The organism is Fortiea contorta PCC 7126 (assembly GCF_000332295.1).
Lineage (GTDB): Bacteria > Cyanobacteriota > Cyanobacteriia > Cyanobacteriales > Nostocaceae > Fortiea > Fortiea contorta.
The window spans coordinates 682,283-700,092 of record NZ_KB235930.1 but is presented as its reverse complement, the minus strand read 5'-3'; the positions used below and the strand labels follow the sequence as shown (position 1 = coordinate 700,092).

Below are 17,810 nucleotides of genomic sequence, written 5' to 3'. Positions count from 1 at the left end.
TCTCTAAATAAAAAGGGAACAGGGAACAGGGAACGGGGGATAATAACCCCTTCCGGGATAGTGAGGAACTTTTAACTATTCCCTATTCCCTTCTTAGACGAAAACTTTATATTTAATTAAAATCTCAGACAATCGCTGAATGTGTCGTAAATTCATAGTTATCAGGGAAAAGCTGAGTCAAGCTTTTAGCATCCTCCCAGCAGCATGAATCAACAGTTGGTCAAGTACCGCAAAGAAACAGTGCTGCATCGATTTGATGAAAAACATCAATGTGTATACGTCAGCGAACAAAGCGATCGCGGTATTGTAAACGGCAGATTGAAAGTCTAAAAGTGAGACTAAAAACGTGAAGTATTTCTTTCTCTCTGAGGGATGGGCTGTAGCGAGAGTGTGGGCTGCTGACGGACTTTGGCAGATTACCGCTTGGCGACGCCAACCAGATATTCAGCGGTTGAATATTTGTCTTGTAGAACATAACGAATCACTGTGGCTTTATCGAGTTGAAGAAGCTGTTCTCACCGTAGAAGTCAAGCCCCTCACACCAATCAACACCAGCGATACCATCGGTCAAGTAGTGCTCAAGCGCCTCATGACCGCAGAACAGGTATTAGAACGCCTATGCACAGCCCAAGCCAAATGTCAATTGCAAAACATCCAATTAGTGGTGCAATAGCAAAATAGCCGCATCCGCCATTAGGGCTTTGAACTAACCTCAAAGCCCTGTTCCCTATTCCCTGTTCCCTGTTCCCTGTTCCCTGTTCCCCCCACTACTTAACAGTTTTCGCCACCAAGAAATGACCACAAAACCACGCATCCAGAAATAGCTACCCTAATCCCTAACGAAGTTGACAAAATAGCCGTTACCATAGTAGACAGTCTGGTTGCAAATCTGATTGAGTGAACTATCCTGCACGATCCCCAGAAATTGACCTAGCGTCGATTTTTCCCTTTGACCTAGATCAATTCCAAAAAGATGCGATCGCGTCCCTGAATGCTGGACGCTCCGTAGTTGTGTGCGCGCCCACAGGTTCAGGCAAAACCTTAGTTGGTGAATACGCCATCTATCGCGCCCTCGCACGGGGAAAACGTGTATTCTACACCACCCCCCTGAAAGCCCTATCTAATCAAAAATTACGTGACTTCCGCGAAAAATTCGGTTTTGACCACGTTGGTTTACTAACTGGCGACGCCTCCATCAACAGAGACGCACCGATTTTAGTCATGACCACAGAAATTTTTCGCAACATGCTCTACGGTACACCCATCGGGCAAGTCGGCATCTCCCTCGTAGACGTAGAAGCCGTAGTACTCGATGAGTGTCACTACATGAACGATCGCCAACGCGGCACCGTTTGGGAAGAATCAATCATCTATTGTCCCCCAGAAGTACAACTAGTAGCCCTCTCAGCCACAGTCGCCAACAGCGACCAACTCACCGACTGGCTCAACCGTGTCCACGGCCCAACCGACCTAATTTATTCCGATTTTCGCCCAGTCCCCCTAGAATTTCTCTTCTGCAACCCCAAAGGCTTATTTCCCCTCCTCAACGACAGCAAAAACAAAATTAACCCCCGTCTCTCCAACCGGGGTAAAAGAAAACAAGGGGACAAAGGCAAAAATGGTAGACCAGAAGCACCAAGCATCGCTTATACCCTCAGTCACCTGCAACAACGGGACATGCTACCGGCGATTTACTTCATTTTCAGCCGTCGGGGCTGTGATAAAGCCGTAGCCGAGGTAGGCGATTTATGGTTAGTCAATAATGATGAAGCCTACCGATTGCGGGTACAGATTGACGAATTTTTACACCGCAACCCCGAAGCCGGACGTTCCGGACAAATCGCCCCCCTCTACCGGGGAATAGCTGCTCACCACGCCGGCATTTTACCCGCCTGGAAAGTTTTAGTAGAAGAACTGTTTCAGCAAGGGCTAATTAAAGTAGTATTTGCTACCGAAACCCTAGCAGCAGGAATCAACATGCCCGCCCGAACAACAGTCATCTCCACCCTTTCCAAACGCACCGACACCGGACACCGCCTCCTCAACGCCTCGGAATTTCTGCAAATGGCAGGTAGAGCCGGACGCCGGGGGATGGATAAACAAGGTCATGTAGTCACCCTGCAAACTCCCTTTGAAGGCTCCAAAGAAGCCGCATATTTAGCAACCTCCAAACCAGACCCCTTGGTCAGCCAATTTACACCTAGTTACGGCATGGTGCTCAACCTGCTGCAAACCCACACCATTGAACAAGCCAGGGAACTGATCGAACGCAGCTTTGGGCAGTACATGGCTACCTTACATTTGCGCCCAGATTATGATGAAATTGCCGCCGTCGAAGCTCAACTAGCCGAACTCCAAGCCCAAATTGCCGCCATTGATGAAAATGAACTAGCTGTTTATGAGAAATTGCGGCAACGCTTGAAAGTAGAACGCCAGTTATTGAGAACTCTGCAAGAGCAAGCCCAAGAACAACGACAAGAGCAATTGTCCATGATGTTAGGCTTTGCTGTCTCCGGAACTTTACTGAGCATAAAAGGCAAAAACTTTACATTATCCACACCTGTAACGGCAGTATTAATCGGACAAACTCCCGGCACTGGTGAAACCCATAACTTAGTATGCTTGGGTGGTGATAACCGTTGGTATGTCGCCAATATTACAGACATAGCAGACTTATACGCCGAATTACCACGCATCGAAGTCCCACCGCAGATATTACCACCACCAGATTTGTTGCTCAGACCAGGACAAACACGCCGTGGTAACGAAGAAACCATAGCGATCGCCCAGCAAATACCCAACCCCGAAGAATCTTTGTATGTGCCCCAGGAAGTGACAGAACAGCTCAGTCGCGTCACCGCCGTACAAGTACAATTAGAAGCCCACCCCTTATATCAATCCGGTAACGCCGGCGCCATTTTCAAACGCCAAGCCCGCTGTGTCGAACTAGAAGCAGAACTGCAAGTACTACAAGAGCAAATAGCGCAACAATCCCAGCGTTATTGGGAAGAATTCCTCAGCTTAATTGAAATATTACAGCATTTCGGCTGTTTAGATAACCTAGTGCCCACACCATTAGGGCAAGTCGCCGCCGCCATCCGTGGCGAAAATGAATTATGGTTAGGTTTAGTACTCGCTAGCGGTGAATTAGATAGCCTAGATCCACATCACCTAGCCGCCGCAGCAGCAGCCTTAGTCACCGAAACCCCCCGTCCTGATAGCAAAGTACACTTCGACCTCAGCCCGGAAGTCGCAGAAGCCCTCGCCAAATTGCGGGGAATTCGTCGCCAAATCTTCCAACTGCAACGACGGTACAATGTAGCCTTACCAATCTGGCTAGAGTTTGAACTCATCGCCCTAGTCGAGCAGTGGGCCTTGGGTATAGAGTGGACACAACTTTGCGAACACACCACCTTGGATGAAGGCGATGTCGTGAGAATTTTGCGCCGGACACTAGATTTGCTATCCCAGATTCCCCATGTCCCCAACCTGCCAAATTCTCTACAGCGCAACGCCTACCGCGCCATGCAACTAATTGATCGCTTCCCAGTCAATGAAGTGGTGGAATAAACAAATCAAGCTGGCATATATGAGAATATAAACAAATATATACAGCCATTTAGTGTCAGTTTATACGATTTTCAACTTGTTTAGTAGTTATACTCTTTCTTAGGTTCTACCTGGGAATTACGAAGTGGCAAAGCCACTTCTTTTTATGTAAATGGTAGCCTAAAAAGTAATTAGCCTCAATTCATCTCAATCATTCAGCGCATCTCGCCATTTATCCCTACCATCCCTACCTTCTTCTTCACGTACAAAACGCGTTTGCTGCCAAGTTCCCCAATCAAGACTAGTCTGTTTTTCTAAATGATTGATAAACTGTACAATCGATTGGTCTGCTTTGATTGGAGTTTTCAAATCAAACTTAATTGTCCGAAAAATATTGATATCATCCTTGAGAAAATATCTACCCACAATCTGAGTTATCCCCAACAAAAACCGATCATATACCCAACCAAAAAGACCCCGGTGTTTCTTAGTAACTAAGATAGATTGAATTTCCGCCTTCCCCCCAGGAACGAGACGCAGAGCAAACATCATATGCAAATGGCAAAAATCAGGGCCAAATGTTGCCGTGCCAATGCTGCCATACCAATAACAAACATGGTAAGCTAAAGAATTTTTGTAAAAGGGACGGATAAGTTTAATCAATAAAGCATCTTCACTACTAGGTGTAATATTTTTGAAAATAATTGCATTTTGATTCAGGTCTTGTTTTTCAAAAACAATTTCTGATAAAAACTTGTGAACAGTATTAAAATGTTGAGCATCAATAGTATTAATCAACACGACATGTGGATGACAGTTAGTCAAGAAGCGAGAACCAAAAATACTGCGATATTCTTGATGTTCTAACTCCGGTACAAAAGGTAGCGGTTGTAGGGGAACTTCTCCAGTCCACACCCAAATCATCCCATATTTTTCCGCCGTCGGCCAAGCTTTTAACTTAATAGATAGCGGCTCATCTAAACAGGGAACATCAACGCAAAACCCGCCACCATCAAATTTCCAATAATGGAAAAAACAGCGTAATTCATTACCCTCAACTTTTCCTTCCGCAAGGTGAGCACCCATGTGCGGACAATAAGCATCAAAAGTAACTGCTTGGCGGTCTTTACCTCGATAAATTACTAGTTCTCTACCTAATAAATTTACAGCTTTGACCTCACCTACCTGCAAATCACCAGCAGGCATTGCCCAATACCATCCCTCGATAAAACGCTCTGGATTATTGAAAATTTTTGGTTTGCGATTTGAGTTAATATTCTGCGAATTGAAATTCATTTTTAGGGTTGCGCTTAAAGTGAAGCGGTTAATTATATAGTTCCTAATTTTGCTGCCCTAAAAATGTAATCAGAGTTACGCTAGCTATTGATGCTCACAAGTAATTTGTAATTTATGCCTGCTTTCCGAGCCAAGTAATTTGGTTCTGGATACAAATTGAGAAAATATTAAATTATCAAACTCAGTCAGAGAAACTGTTTAAGAAATTTATGGCGAAAGTTTTCAAGCCAATGGTGTTAGTTTTAGCTACTAAAATTCGGTGAAATAAATTTGTAAATTATCAGAATTCAAGAATTAAGTTTTTTGGAAATTTTGCTAAGTTAGCTGATTTCTTCAACCCTTGACAATTATTGTAGAAATAAATACAAAAATTTAGCATCTGGCACTACCATGTTAACTCAAGATGAAAAACTGCTTTTGATTGGACAAGTCACAGCTTTGAGCGGCGTTCCCATTAGGACAATTCGTTACTACGAGAGCTTAGGTTTATTGAAGTCATCAGCCAGAACTGAGGGGGGGTTCCGCCAGTTTTCCGTAGATGTGGTGACTCGGCTGTCCTTCATTAAAAGAATGCAAAACCTAGGATTAAGCTTGGAAGAAATCAAAGATGTGCTCAAGGTCTATGACCAAGGTCAACCCCCTTGCGGCGAAATTAAAGAAAAGCTGCAAGAAAAGATTCTACACATTGATCAGCAAATTGAACAATTGTTAACTTTAAAATCAGAAATAGGTGTGTTGCTATCAGGTTGGCAGAATGTTGATACGAAGTATGAAGATAAAATTTGTCCTATTATTCAGCCTTAATTTTCCTAAAATATGCTGTATTTCTTGAGAAAGTAAAAAGTAGGAAACCAGCACAAATTAAAGAATTTAGCGGCGCTACTTTTTACTTTTCGAGTTAGTTAGCTGGATAACCAGCAGCGGCTAATGCTTGCTTAATTGCTGTTTCTGAAGCCTGAGTGTCTACAGTAACTAGTTTAGTGGTGGTATCTGTTTCAATAGCAGCATTGACATCAACTGCTTTCAGTGCGTTTGTGATGTTATTTGCACAAGCAGAACAAGCCATGTTGGGAACAGTGAGTTTAAGTGTCATAAGTTTAAGAGGGAATTAAATGATGATGGGTGCAGCTAAAAATGACGCCAAATTTATCCTAAACTCTCTATTCACCTGGAGAGTCTAGGGTATCAGAAAAGTTTTTTACAAAATTTCAAATTTGTTGACATTAATATCCTGTTGCTGTCAATTCCAATCGGTGAACGAAAGGAACTCTCTCAACCCAAGTTTCCCAGGTACCGTTGGGGTAGAGCTTGAGCAACCGAAACCCTGGAGCTTTATGCTCAATTGCAAAAGTTGGGCTTTGCGATTTGAATTGAATACAGGTCGAAGGAGTACCGAGGTAATTGACGTGGTGGCGCTGGTACTGGAATTCTTGGTGAATGTGACCGAATAAAACTAATTTAACTTGCGGGTGACAATCTAGAACAGCGAAAAGTTCTTGAGGATTTTGCAGCACACTAGTGTCTAACCACTGAGAGTTGACTCGTAAAGGTGGATGATGTAGCGCAATGAGAGTGGGGTTATGACTCAGGGTTTTTAGTTCTGTATTTAGCCAATCTAGTGTTTCATTTGTCAAATAGCCGTGTACGCACCCAGGAGAAGAGGAGTTGAGTAAAATAAAATTCCAACTCCCGCGCTCAAAAGATTTACGCCGTGAAATCATGCCTAAATTTAGCACTTCATTCATGACGATCGCACTGTCATGATTTCCCGGTATCCAGTAACTAGGTATTTGCAATGGATGTAGTAGATTTTGCAAATTTTCATAGGATGCTGGTTTGCCATCCCCTGATAAATCCCCAGTTAGTAATATTATGTCTACCTCTGATTGTAAATCTTCTAACCGCTCTATAACCGCTTGGAAAGATTTTGTGGTAGGCATTCCCAGAAGCTGATGATCTTCTTCGGCAAACAGATGTATGTCTGTTACTTGAGCAATTAATAAGGGGGACACTTGATGTATGTTTGCTGTTGATAATTTATGCGTTTTAATACAATATCCTCCTTGGAGGAAAATGCTTGGCTGCTACTCAAAGAGCAAAACCAATGTCGGTAAGTGGGGATAAATCATAGGCTGGAGCTAATCCATACCTTACCTGATTTCTTAGTTAGTAATAAACTGAAAATTATACATATGTAAATTACATAAATTAGTTTTTTTCATCCATCTCCAGACAGATATTTATCGAAAGCGACAGGAAACTCATTTTTTGCCCAAGACATGTGGGGCGATCGCTGTATGTGCGCGGTTTTTGCTTTGTTAATGTGTGTTATTGCTGTTGTGGCTGTTAACTTTCCGGATAAAATAAATCTCCTTAAGCAAAATTTATATAATAGACTTCTTGCAGAAGTCGGGAACAGGGAACTCTTAACAGAGAGTAGAAAAGGTACTTTTGCAAGAGGTTTAATGTTGTCTATTTCCTATTACCTCATAAAGTGTTGTCATCAGATTATTTCTCGCTCGTTCGGTGACAAGGGGATTGTTAATCTTGCTTATACCTAAAGTATTAAATACTACCTTAATAGCTGACTCATGTGACGTCAACTTTAATATGGCAGCAGTCTTTAGGGTGTAAGTACTGGGTAAAATGACTATACTGTTCATCAAACACTAAAGCCGTAGTCACTAACTTTATGCTCACAACAGCTGACTTTCTGCAATACACCCAATGGTCGGGTATCATCGTTTTGATATTAGCTGCTCTAACAGTAGTGGGTTTGATTTTTAAATGGGGCATCCGCTTTCGGCTCGTGGGTGCGACTGGGTTTATGCTGGTACTGACTGCTGGTTTATTTGCGCTGTCCTTGGTACCGTTGAGTCGGACTGTAATTCCGGGTGCGACCAAGTTTACCTTGGTTTATGACAATGGCGCTACACAGGCGGTAATCGCTACTTCACCACAAATTACCCCCAAGCAGTTAGAAGCGACGTTACGTCAAGCAGCTAGTAATTTGTATTCTTATGGTCGCTTGGGTTCACGGGAAGACAACCAACTCACAGTCCGCGCCCGGACTATAATTCACCCGGAACCAGGAGTTTCTGTCCCAGTATACCTGGGTCAAATTAAGCGATCGCTCATCAGTCGTGAAGACGCAAATGTAGTTGTGGAAATTTACCCAGAAAAATTTGCTCAATTACCCCAACCCACCGCTTGAAGCCCACCCCCGCAAGCAGAGGATGGGGAACCGTCATCAGCAGCGGCTCCCCCATACCTCAATGTTGCTTCTGTCACGTCTAAATTTACTGTAGCTACACGCCGTAACTTGTATCTGCTTTGAAATGCAAGCAGTTAACATCAGCAACGCCATTCTAGTTTTAAGTATTTTCTTGTAAGTCTCAGCTAATTTAGCTGTTATCGGAGTCACACAAGAATTGCTGTATTGTACTATACAAAAATTATTATTTTTAGATTAAGATACTGTTTCAGTGGTGTCAACTAAAGGATGAAGTCTGAAGTCTGAAGTCTGAAGTCTGAAGTCTGAAATTACCCCACCCATAAAGCGAAAACTTGAGGCAGTTTTGCGGGCGGATTTCACATCCTGAGTATCTGTGAATGGTATTGTGAATTTAATCATCGGTTGTTCAAAACTTTGATAGTTCGGAATTTAAGGTGAATGGGCACTATAAAGTTAAAGCGGGCTGTTAATGCCTTGTGCGCGAATGGAGAAATAGGTAATTGCCAGAAATTAGGGTCTTTTTGCCTTTGCTTCCCACTCCTCAGCCACAATGTTAATTAGAGTTAAGAAATATCAAGGTTTTGAAAAACTAATTATATGCCCAATCAATTGTCTACTCAAACTCCTAATACATTATTAAAGCTAACAGTTGCCCCAGGAAAAGTTATTTGTGGTGTTGGTGTCTGGGCGTCAGCGACAGCAGAAATCGCCCATTTAGGAAGTCGTCCTTTAATTGTGGCAGGCGATCGCACTTTAAAAATTACTCAACAGTGCCTCCAACCATTCCTAGAAAAGCAAAAGCTGCATCTGGCAACAGCTACTTATGGTGTAGATTGCTGTGAAGCCAGTCTCAAATCTTTACATCGCTCAGTTAAAGAACACAAAGCAGATGTAATTATCGGTGTCGGTGGCGGAAAAGCCTTAGACACAGCCAAATTACTAGCCTTTCAATTACAACTACCAGTGGTGACAGTCCCCACCTCAGCAGCTACCTGTGCCGCTTGGTCAGCTCTTGCGAATGTGTATTCGGAAACCGGGGCGTTTTTGTATGATGTGGCGTTGTCTCAATGTCCCGATTTATTGATCCTCGATTATGAGTTGATAGCTACAGCACCACCAAGTACGCTAGTTGCAGGTATCGGTGATGCGATCGCTAAATGGTACGAAGCTTCAGTCAGTAGCGGGAATTCCCAAGCCACATTAACTATCGCCGCAGTCCAGCAAGCACGAGTCTTGCGGGATATCTTACTGCAAAATGCCACTGCTGCTCTCAAAGAACCGGGTAGCGAGGTTTGGCGACAAGTCGTAGAGGCCACCGTCTTATTAGCTGGAGTCGTCGGGGGACTGGGAGGCGCCCAGTGTCGCACCGTCGCTGCCCATGCCGTGCATAACGGTTTAACCCACATCTCCAGGCATGGTAGCATTCATGGTGACAAGGTAGCTTACGGCATTTTGGTACAACTGCGTTTAGAAGAAATGGTACTGGGCAATCAGCTAGCCGCATCTGCCAGACAACAATTACTCAAATTCTACGCAGAGATTGGATTACCACAAAAATTAGCAGATTTGGGATTGGGTAACATCACCTTGGGCGAGTTACAAATAGCTGCAGAAGTCGCCCTCAATCCGCATTCAGATATCCATCGACTACCCTTTAAAGTCGCACTGGAACAATTGATGGCCGCAATGGTTTCGACCACTGCACCCATAGATCATCGAGATGCGGTTCATCGTGTCTCAACTAGAGGAATGAGTGACGAGGTTGCAGAATGAGTTGCGATTGGATTGTGCCGGCAGAACGCGTACAAAAGTTACCGCCTTATGTATTTGCCCGTCTAGATGAACTCAAGGCGAAAGCCAGGGATCAAGGACTGGATTTAATTGATTTGGGAATGGGAAACCCCGATGGCGCCACACCACAACCAGTGGTGGAAGCAGCGATCGCCGCTTTGCAAGATCCCGCCAATCACGGTTATCCCCCGTTTGAAGGCACAGCCAATTTCCGCCGGGCGATTACTAACTGGTATCGTCGGCGCTATGATGTGGTGCTTGATCCCGATAGTGAGGCTCTACCCCTACTCGGTTCTAAAGAGGGATTGTCTCATTTAGCGATCGCCTACATCAACCCCGGCGATGTGGTGCTTGTTCCTTCTCCAGCCTACCCCGCCCATTTTCGCGGCCCGGTAATCGCTGGCGGACAAGTCTACAGCTTAATTCTCAAACCAGAAAATGACTGGTTAATTGATTTAGCCGCCATTCCGGAGGAAGTTGCTCAAAAAGCCAAAATCCTTTATTTCAATTATCCCAGCAATCCCACCGCCGCCACCGCCCCCCGCGAATTTTTTGCGGAAATTGTCGCCTTCGCCCGCAAATATGAAATTTTGCTGGTGCATGATTTGTGTTACGCCGAGTTAGCTTTTGATGGTTATCAACCCACGAGTTTGTTAGAAATTCCCGGCGCTAAGGATATTGGTGTCGAGTTTCATACCTTATCCAAAACCTACAACATGGCTGGTTGGCGTGTGGGGTTTGTGGTGGGGAACTGCCGTGTGATTCAAGGTTTACGCACCCTGAAAACTAACTTAGATTACGGTATTTTTGCCGCCCTGCAAACCGCCGCCGAAACCGCCTTGCAACTTCCAGATGTGTATTTGCATGAAGTACAACAGCGCTACCGCACCCGCCGCGATTTTCTCATTCAAGGTTTAGGTCAGTTGGGTTGGGATGTTCCCAAAACTAAAGCTACGATGTATCTGTGGGTGAAATGCCCTGTGGATCAGAGTTCCACAGATTTTGCCATGAACGTTTTGCAACGAACAGGCGTTGTCGTTACCCCAGGAAATGCCTTTGGGGTGGCGGGTGAAGGCTATGTGCGGATCAGTTTGATTGCAGATTGCGATCGCTTAGGTGAAGCTTTACACAGATTTAAACAAGCTGGTATCTGCTATCAACCTCAAGCTATGATCTCCAGTTCAGAATCAGGAGTCTAAAAAATGTCTTTCCCTAGCCCCTAACCCTTAGTCCCAGTATTTAATATTTCTCTTAAATTTTTGTAAGTACGTAAAAATAACTACATGAACCACCTCTAGCTCTGTTACCATTTCTGTAATTTCCTACTTGTTAGGAAAATTAGTGAATTGACCATAGGTACTTCAAAACTTAGGAGGAGTGAAGTGGGACTGAGCAACGGACTATCGAATCCAGAAAAAAAAGCTGCAGTTATAGACGACTGTTGCCAAATGATTGAAGCGCAGCTGGCTTCTAAGTCAGGATTGAGCGGTATTGCCTTGAGAACTGCTTTTGCTGCTTTGAAAGGAATTAAGCCAGGGTACATCGCCTATGTTGTAGAACAGATTCTGCCACAGTCCTTGACAGCCATAGATCCCATCTGGAACGAGGGTGTGCAGACAGGCGACCCATCTGGGTATTTGGCAGCAAATCGCTCTCGCACCGCAGACGCCCTACTCAGCGTTACTGATGCTAGAGTTGTCAACTCGCAGCGCCAAATAGTCAAAGGTACTTATGAAAAACTGCGGAGTTCAGCCAAGCAATACGTAGAAGATGCAGTACCAGATTTAGCGAAGGTGGTTGATAAGTACGTAAATGCATGATTCAGCGTAGAAAGCGCACAGCCAGATGATATCAATTTTCTGGACACGCTAAACATGTGGTTGTGTTAAAGACGTTGCAATGCAGCGTCTCCACAGGATTAACTGCAGACGGTGGGAGCACAAGTAATACCAATTCGCCAAAAGGGGACAACAGATAAATTGGTAGGGGCGAACGGCCGTTCGCCCTTACAGGTTATTGATGTGTTGCCAAAATTTAGAGAATTGGTATAATACCGTTTCACTTTAAGATTGATGCACATGGGCAAGCTCTTGATGCAGGGGATGCAGGGGATGCAGGGGATGCAAGAAAAGTGAGTGTATCAATAATTTCGTGAAATGGTATAAGACTAAAGAAGATAGCGGTTGCTGCCGACTTTAATTAATAAAGTTCACATTCAGGATTTGGCATTTTGGCCAGATCCTTTTTGTTTAAATGTCAATACTTAAAACTGTTAAATTCAGTACTAATATTTATGGTTTATGTGTAATTACATAAGAACTTTAAAAATGTCCCAGGTAGAGTATTTGCCAATTACCTTTGATGGTGTCGTGATTACCAGGAAATGGCACAAGTTATAATTCTTCATCATTTTGACCGCAGGAAACACAAGGGCTATCAACTTCCTCTACTGGTTGAAACGAATTACAGAAAATGACTGTGGCACAGTTAAGTGCCAATTCTTCAGGGTGAGTGCACTCTATCACCGTTTCTACTTGGGTGTGGAAAGCACAGTCATTACAGATAGTTTGACATGACATTATTCAAAATCCTCAGATGGAGCATAGTTCAAAAATCAAGCTGATTGATGGATTGGAAATATTGATGATTAGTTTCGTAATTTTTTTCGCAAACCTCTCGTGTTTTCCACAAATTTGCTGTATCCTAGTTTATCCAAGTTCAGTGTTTCCACACTTTACTTTATAGAAAGTTCTTGCGGATCTCTCCAAAGATTCTTGAAAGCCTACATTGGACTCATTCAGAATCACGTTAAGACCGTCAGTTTTTAATGTACATCTCTCAAAACGCTAGATAGGTATATATGAAACTAATTAAAAAATCTGAAAAGTTGCTGCTTGAGAAAATTAAGATCATGGAAGAAACGGAAGAAGAAAATCTTCAAGTCGATGCAAATGATCTGCAGGAACCGTCGGGTATGCAGCAGCCGCTAATGAGTGAAGAGAATACACAACCCAAATATATTTCTTGGCGCGATCAACCCATGATTCAATCTGTAGGTAATTCGGGATGGCAAGTTTCCGATATTTGGAAGGATATTCGCTTGGATGACTTCAACGATAGATAAGCAGAAACAAGAATTAGCCAAATGAGAAAGTCTGAGTGAAGATTTCCTTCACTCAGGTTTTCTATACATTTTTGTAGCTGTTTATAACTTCATCTGGTTTCACAAATATAGCGATTATAAATTCATTCTCAATCAAATAGGTCTGGTTCTTCCCGTGCTACTCTGTCGTAAAGTGGCTGGAAACTGAACCATCCGCCTTGATGTGACCCCACTTGAGTTTGTGTCAAACGTGCGGTTTCATGCTCGATGATGTGGGGTCTACCTGCGGCCTCGGCGAGAAGTTGGGCTTGACTGGAGCGCTCTAAGGTGATAAACCACCAAGCGGCTTCATCTACTGTGTGTCCTACGGTAAGCAGCCCGTGGTTACGGAGAATTATAGCCTTTCTATTTCCTAAGATTTGGGAAATTCGCTTACCTTCGGAAGTATCAAGGACGACGCCTGTATATTCTTCAAAGACGCTGTGGTCTTCGTAGAAAGCGCAAGCATCTTGAGTGAGGGGGTCAAGGAGGCGACCCAAACTAGACCAAGCTTTACCATAAATTGAATGGGCGTGGGCTGCGGCGATGACGTCGGTTCGAGCTTCGTGTATTTGAGAATGAATAGCAAAAGCGGCTCGATTCACAGGGCGATCGCCCTTGACCACTTCGCCTTCTGAATTGACTAAAATTAGGTCGGAGACGCGGATATGTCCGAAGTAAGTACCAAAGGGATTGACCCAAAAATGGTCGGTAAATTCTGGGTCACGCGCTGTAATATGTCCAGCTATACCTTCACTAAATCCAAAGCGAGCAAATAAACGAAAGGCGGCTGCTAGGCGTTGTTTACGGTGTAAGCGTTCGTCTTCAACTTTCTCAAATAAAGGCGGTTGTTGTCTATTAAATATTGACATGTGCTTTTTTCTCGTACTTTTCACAAGGAGCATGGGAATATGGAGTTAACCATGTCTTCTTAATGATTTTTTTACCTTTAATTCTTACATTACTAGTTATTTTGTCGCCTGGATCAATTTCAAAAATTAGTTTGTTTAGTTTTATTTACCAAAAATATTTGACCATAAGGACTATTAATTAGACTTATATTAAAAATAAGGATTAGGACTATAAAATGAAATTTTCGTAGTTTTTTAACATAAGTTCGTTCATGGATTCTCTGAGAAAAGTCCTAATGTTCAGACTCTTGTGTAGGGTGAGGGGTGAGACAAAAAATATTTATCTAATAAGTCTATTGATATCCTGGGAATAGCGCTGTAAATCTAAATTATCGATGAATGCAAATAGGGTTTTTGCTAATTTTGGTAACATAATTTAATATTAAGTTTTGAGTTTGGATACATACTTGAGCATCACTCCTATACAGACTGTTCTCCAGTCAAAAGAAGAGCAAGTCACTCGCTTATTTTCTCACATTGAATTTGATGGTAAGCAACTAACTCATCAACCAGGTAGTGTTTTTGGAAGCACGGCTCTGGTTGCGGGGACAACGGTCGGGGCTGGTGTGTTGGCGTTACCTGCGGTTACTATGTCATCTGGAGTTGTACCATCCACTGCGTTGATGATTGGTGCTTGGGTGTATGCGTTAGTCGCGGCTTTGTTGATTGCAGAAGCGACGGTGAACACTATGCGTCTTGTCGGCCGGACTAATATCAATATTTTGGCCATGGTTGAGCACAGCTTGGGCCCGGTGGGATCGGGGATTGCAGGTGGTGCTTATTTGTTCTTACAATGCGCTCTGTTAATAGCATACCTAGCTAAAGGTGGCGATATTTTAGGAGATGCGATCGCTAAAATATTTGGTGTACAAAATATTCTCCCTGGTTGGGTAGGCATCACCATTTTTACACTCTTATTTGGTGGGATGATGTATCTGGGGCGAGGGAAGTGGATTGAGAAGCTCAATAATACTTTTATGGCGATTGTTATCGCCTCTTTTGTGGGATTATTGTTAATAGCAGGAGAGCAAGTTAAGGCTACACAATTTCTATTTCAAAATTGGAGTACTGTCGGCAGTGCTATACCAGTGATATTTGTGGCATTTTTTTTCCATAGTGTTGTACCAGTAGTGGTGACACAACTAGAAGGTGATAGCCGCAAAATTCGTCAGTCTCTGGTGCTTGGTTCTTTGATTCCCTTAATCATGTTTCTGGCGTGGAATGCGGTGATTTTGGGTAGCGTTAGTCCGGAGATGATCCAGCAAACCTTGAATGAGAAAACTATTTTTGATCCCTTACAAATTCTGCGCGTAGGTGGTGCGGGAGAATGGTTAGCGCTGTTGGTGTCTGTGTTTTCTGAGTTTGCGATCGTTACTTCATTTATTGGCTTGATGTACGGATTGTTGGATTTTTTGCGAGAAATTGACTTGCTCAAACAGATTTATTCTGTGAGTCAGTTACCACTTTATTCGATAATTCTTTTACCCTCTATGAGTTTTGGTGTCATCAATCCCAATATTTTTTTTACTGCTTTAGATTACGCTGGGGCTTTTAGCGTTTCTGTTTTGGAAGGAATTATTCCCGCATTGATGGCTTGGAAACAAAGAGAGCAACAACAATTTATAGACAGTAATCATCAATCATTTGTCCCTGGGGGGAAATTAACACTGATGGTAATCATAGGAATTACTTTGATTGTGATTGTCAAACAAATTTTATTAAAGTGTGGGCTGTAAAGTAATTAGTTGGTGGTCAGCATTTTAGACTGAAAAATTCAGGATTCAAGTCCTGACTACCCACTCATCATCAGCGAGTTGATTCTAGCTGCAAAATTCGTGTTTCTAATTTATTAACTTGTTGCTTCAATTCCACGACTAGAGTTGCGAGGCGATCAAACATGCGATCGCGCTCTGACTGTGATACATTTCGTCTAGGATTAGATAATGGTGGTATGTTTGCAACTCCCGGAGACGGAGATTGACGAGTTTGATTTATTTGCGCTTCCAATCGGTTGAGTCTGGACTCGAAACGATTAAAGTCAGCTTCTAAGTTGTTAATGCGAGATTCTACTTGTTGCGATGAAGCCGAATTAGACAATAAGCCTAGCCAAACTACAATGACTAAAACTGCAGCGAATAATAATCTATTAAACATTTTATTTACTTATTTTATTAATAAATTCAAGTCGTATATTTATCCTGAAGGTTGTCAAGAGCCAGGAATCACAACTAACTTTTGGCTATGGACTCTTGACCCTGAACAGCCTATTCTCTATTCTCCACGTTCCTATCAGGTTGTAATTGAGAAAATAGCGACTCCCAATTTATAGAATTGGTAATGTTTTCTGCCGATTTGACTTCAAAAGTCTGATAGGATGCTGTTATTTGTTGTAGCGCTTGCACACAAATTTCTGCAACATCCTCACGGCTAATTTTGCCTCTAATATTATCTCCTTGTTCCAATATTAATTCTTGACCGCCTGATTCTTCAGTCAACGCACAAGGTCTAATAATTGTGTAAGGAATTCCGCTAGCTCTGACGCTATCTTCTCCCTTTAATTTCCAAGTTAAAATTCCCCCCAATTGGTCGTTTAATCTGACTGCGGGGGGTTGTTCATCTAAATTAAGCCCAGGGCGTCCGGGACGAGTTACCCCGGCAGAACTCACGAGAATAAACTGTGGTAAAGTGTTTTGGCTATAACCTTTAATTGATTCCACTTGCAAAGTGAAACCACCAGGAGAAAAATGAGGATTTAGAGCACCATCATATTCAAATTTACTCAACATTAATTGCCAAGAGCAAACTTTTTGAGTATCAATTGAGGGCGCATCTTTAACAACTTTTGCCCGAAATACAGGAATTAAATTTGCAAAAGGAATGCGAATATTTATCCAAGTGTTAGCTACCGTATCAAAGGAGTAACTGTAACCCAATCCATCCCATTTAGCGTCTGTTCGCAAAAAGAGTTTATAACGTTGACCGTCACCTTTGACGCGCAATTCTACACCTTCGCAACCAGATAAATCAAATGGTGGCTCAAAATTCTTGGTTCTAACAGAAGCAAATCCCCCAGAATTATCTGTGGAAACATTACCTGTGAATAAAGCTGTATTCTCCACAAAGATAATGTTGCTAGCACTCACACCACCCATAACAACATCATCCAAAGCACCCCAAACATTTTTTAATTCAGTTGATGGTTGAGTGAAATCAAATATTAGTTTTTCGTTTGATTTAGACAGGTATTTAGTGGCTACTTCCACCAAGTTTTTCACGCCTTGATATTCGACATTTTCTGGCGTATCACCCACAATTTCCGGCTGATAAAATTTGACACCTTGATAATATTTGGCTCGATCTGCTGTATCACCTTCCACTGGTTGTACACGTACTGCTGTACAACAGATTACAGCTTGAATGTTTGCCATAACTACGGGGGTTAGGGTTTCTGGTTTAGTGATATCCGCAACCACTAAGTCAACATCGTCACCCAAAATTGCTTTAGCTTTGTCGATGTCTCTCACTAGACATCGCACTTTTTCGCCTCGTGCTTTTAATCGTCGGACTACGCGCTTACCAACGCCACCTGTCGCACCTGCTACTAAAATTACACCCACATTGCTTCCTCCAATGGGTTGATTTTCATACTTCTGGGGACGACCTTGGATTAACTGCTGTACCCAGTTCAGAAAAGGAATTACCTCAAAGTAGGTAAGGGTTTCAATGAACCTGCCTAAGTCCCATTGAGAACGATTTTTGTCACTCACAATTGCGTCCTCGTAACTGTCTTTAGTCTAGCCCAATTTAGACAATTTTGGATACGTTCGCTCTGCTCAGTACAAGTTGGGGATTTGCATTTTTGAATTACGAAACAGTTGCTGGTAAT

Annotated in this window: 17 protein-coding genes; 10 read left to right on the top strand and 7 right to left on the bottom strand. The window is 42.9% G+C overall.

From position 1 onward, the window contains the following. The first annotated feature begins 204 nt into the window (after positions 1-204). The 3 genes from MIC7126_RS32190 (at position 205) to MIC7126_RS0103330 (ending at position 3,570) form a co-directional block, all read left to right on the top strand. Entirely contained in the window at positions 205-330 is a 126-nt protein-coding gene (locus tag MIC7126_RS32190) for a hypothetical protein (RefSeq protein WP_017651702.1), read from the top strand. A gap of 16 nt (positions 331-346) precedes the next feature. Beyond that, positions 347-673 (top strand): hypothetical protein, encoded by a 327-nt coding sequence (locus MIC7126_RS0103335; protein ID WP_017651701.1) that lies wholly within the window; start codon positions 347-349, stop codon positions 671-673. A gap of 224 nt (positions 674-897) precedes the next feature. Further along, a complete protein-coding gene (locus MIC7126_RS0103330; RefSeq protein WP_017651700.1) occupies positions 898-3,570 on the top strand; it encodes a DEAD/DEAH box helicase in 2,673 nt (890 codons plus the stop codon). 186 nt (positions 3,571-3,756) lie between these two features. On the opposite strand, the gene MIC7126_RS0103325 is transcribed toward MIC7126_RS0103330, so the two are convergent. Continuing rightward, complete coding sequence (locus MIC7126_RS0103325) at positions 3,757-4,845, bottom strand: aromatic ring-hydroxylating dioxygenase subunit alpha (protein WP_017651699.1); 1,089 nt, start codon at positions 4,843-4,845, stop codon at positions 3,757-3,759. Positions 4,846-5,235: 390 nt separating this feature from the next. On the opposite strand from MIC7126_RS0103325, the gene MIC7126_RS0103320 reads away from it, so the two are divergent. Further along, entirely contained in the window at positions 5,236-5,649 is a 414-nt protein-coding gene (locus tag MIC7126_RS0103320; protein ID WP_017651698.1) for a heavy metal-responsive transcriptional regulator, read from the top strand. Between the two features lie 94 nt (positions 5,650-5,743). Here MIC7126_RS0103320 and MIC7126_RS0103315 read toward each other — a convergent pair whose 3' ends face one another. After that, positions 5,744-5,938 carry a heavy-metal-associated domain-containing protein gene (locus MIC7126_RS0103315; protein ID WP_017651697.1) on the bottom strand — a complete coding sequence of 65 codons (195 nt, stop codon included), beginning with the start codon at positions 5,936-5,938 and terminating at the stop codon, positions 5,744-5,746. A gap of 130 nt (positions 5,939-6,068) precedes the next feature. Beyond that, entirely contained in the window at positions 6,069-6,866 is a 798-nt protein-coding gene (gene cpdA / locus MIC7126_RS0103310; protein WP_026099999.1) for a 3',5'-cyclic-AMP phosphodiesterase, read from the bottom strand. 671 nt (positions 6,867-7,537) lie between these two features. On the opposite strand from cpdA, the gene MIC7126_RS0103300 reads away from it, so the two are divergent. From MIC7126_RS0103300 to MIC7126_RS0103285, 4 genes are all read left to right on the top strand, one after another. Further along, positions 7,538-8,059, top strand: coding sequence for a Ycf51 family protein (locus MIC7126_RS0103300; RefSeq protein WP_017651694.1), 522 nt, complete (start codon positions 7,538-7,540; stop codon positions 8,057-8,059). Positions 8,060-8,677: 618 nt separating this feature from the next. Then, on the top strand, positions 8,678-9,853 hold the full coding sequence (locus MIC7126_RS0103295) for an iron-containing alcohol dehydrogenase family protein (RefSeq protein ID WP_017651693.1): 1,176 nt from the start codon (positions 8,678-8,680) through the stop codon (positions 9,851-9,853). Continuing rightward, on the top strand, positions 9,850-11,070 hold the full coding sequence (locus tag MIC7126_RS0103290; RefSeq protein ID WP_017651692.1) for an aspartate aminotransferase: 1,221 nt from the start codon (positions 9,850-9,852) through the stop codon (positions 11,068-11,070). The genes MIC7126_RS0103295 and MIC7126_RS0103290 overlap by 4 nt, the downstream gene beginning before the upstream one ends. A gap of 183 nt (positions 11,071-11,253) precedes the next feature. Beyond that, a complete protein-coding gene (locus tag MIC7126_RS0103285; RefSeq protein ID WP_017651691.1) occupies positions 11,254-11,691 on the top strand; it encodes a DUF6918 family protein in 438 nt (145 codons plus the stop codon). A gap of 573 nt (positions 11,692-12,264) precedes the next feature. Here MIC7126_RS0103285 and MIC7126_RS28995 read toward each other — a convergent pair. Then, the gene (locus MIC7126_RS28995; protein ID WP_081602993.1) at positions 12,265-12,450 is read right to left on the bottom strand and encodes a hypothetical protein; all 186 of its coding nucleotides are present in this window, start codon (positions 12,448-12,450) and stop codon (positions 12,265-12,267) included. Between the two features lie 281 nt (positions 12,451-12,731). Here MIC7126_RS28995 and MIC7126_RS0103280 point away from each other — a divergent pair, with 281 nt between their 5' ends. Further along, positions 12,732-12,995, top strand: coding sequence for a hypothetical protein (locus tag MIC7126_RS0103280; RefSeq protein ID WP_017651690.1), 264 nt, complete (start codon positions 12,732-12,734; stop codon positions 12,993-12,995). A gap of 128 nt (positions 12,996-13,123) precedes the next feature. Here MIC7126_RS0103280 and MIC7126_RS0103275 read toward each other — a convergent pair whose 3' ends face one another. Further along, the gene (locus MIC7126_RS0103275; protein ID WP_017651689.1) at positions 13,124-13,885 is read right to left on the bottom strand and encodes a class II aldolase/adducin family protein; all 762 of its coding nucleotides are present in this window, start codon (positions 13,883-13,885) and stop codon (positions 13,124-13,126) included. Positions 13,886-14,313: 428 nt separating this feature from the next. On the opposite strand from MIC7126_RS0103275, the gene MIC7126_RS0103270 reads away from it, so the two are divergent. Next, entirely contained in the window at positions 14,314-15,660 is a 1,347-nt protein-coding gene (locus MIC7126_RS0103270; RefSeq protein ID WP_017651688.1) for an amino acid permease, read from the top strand. 70 nt (positions 15,661-15,730) lie between these two features. Here MIC7126_RS0103270 and MIC7126_RS0103265 read toward each other — a convergent pair whose 3' ends face one another. Both MIC7126_RS0103265 and MIC7126_RS0103260 read right to left on the bottom strand, forming a co-directional pair. Beyond that, positions 15,731-16,078 (bottom strand): hypothetical protein, encoded by a 348-nt coding sequence (locus tag MIC7126_RS0103265; RefSeq protein WP_017651687.1) that lies wholly within the window; start codon positions 16,076-16,078, stop codon positions 15,731-15,733. A 110-nt stretch (positions 16,079-16,188) separates the two neighbouring features. Next, positions 16,189-17,691, bottom strand: a complete 1,503-nt coding sequence (locus tag MIC7126_RS0103260) for a CIA30 family protein (RefSeq protein WP_017651686.1) — start codon at positions 17,689-17,691, stop codon at positions 16,189-16,191. Positions 17,692-17,810 lie beyond the last annotated feature (119 nt).

What these genes read in the sequence shown, in the direction of transcription:
- MIC7126_RS32190 (WP_017651702.1), top strand. Translation starts at nt 205, where the DNA reads ATGAATCAACAGTTGGTCAAGTACCGCAAAGAAACAGTGCTGCATCGA.
- MIC7126_RS0103325 (WP_017651699.1), bottom strand. Translation starts at nt 4,845, where the DNA reads ATGAATTTCAATTCGCAGAATATTAACTCAAATCGCAAACCAAAAATT.
- MIC7126_RS0103320 (WP_017651698.1), top strand. Translation starts at nt 5,236, where the DNA reads ATGTTAACTCAAGATGAAAAACTGCTTTTGATTGGACAAGTCACAGCT.
- MIC7126_RS0103315 (WP_017651697.1), bottom strand. Translation starts at nt 5,938, where the DNA reads ATGACACTTAAACTCACTGTTCCCAACATGGCTTGTTCTGCTTGTGCA.
- MIC7126_RS0103300 (WP_017651694.1), top strand. Translation starts at nt 7,538, where the DNA reads ATGCTCACAACAGCTGACTTTCTGCAATACACCCAATGGTCGGGTATC.
- MIC7126_RS0103295 (WP_017651693.1), top strand. Translation starts at nt 8,678, where the DNA reads ATGCCCAATCAATTGTCTACTCAAACTCCTAATACATTATTAAAGCTA.
- MIC7126_RS0103290 (WP_017651692.1), top strand. Translation starts at nt 9,850, where the DNA reads ATGAGTTGCGATTGGATTGTGCCGGCAGAACGCGTACAAAAGTTACCG.
- MIC7126_RS28995 (WP_081602993.1), bottom strand. Translation starts at nt 12,450, where the DNA reads ATGTCATGTCAAACTATCTGTAATGACTGTGCTTTCCACACCCAAGTA.
- MIC7126_RS0103280 (WP_017651690.1), top strand. Translation starts at nt 12,732, where the DNA reads ATGAAACTAATTAAAAAATCTGAAAAGTTGCTGCTTGAGAAAATTAAG.
- MIC7126_RS0103275 (WP_017651689.1), bottom strand. Translation starts at nt 13,885, where the DNA reads ATGTCAATATTTAATAGACAACAACCGCCTTTATTTGAGAAAGTTGAA.
- MIC7126_RS0103265 (WP_017651687.1), bottom strand. Translation starts at nt 16,078, where the DNA reads ATGTTTAATAGATTATTATTCGCTGCAGTTTTAGTCATTGTAGTTTGG.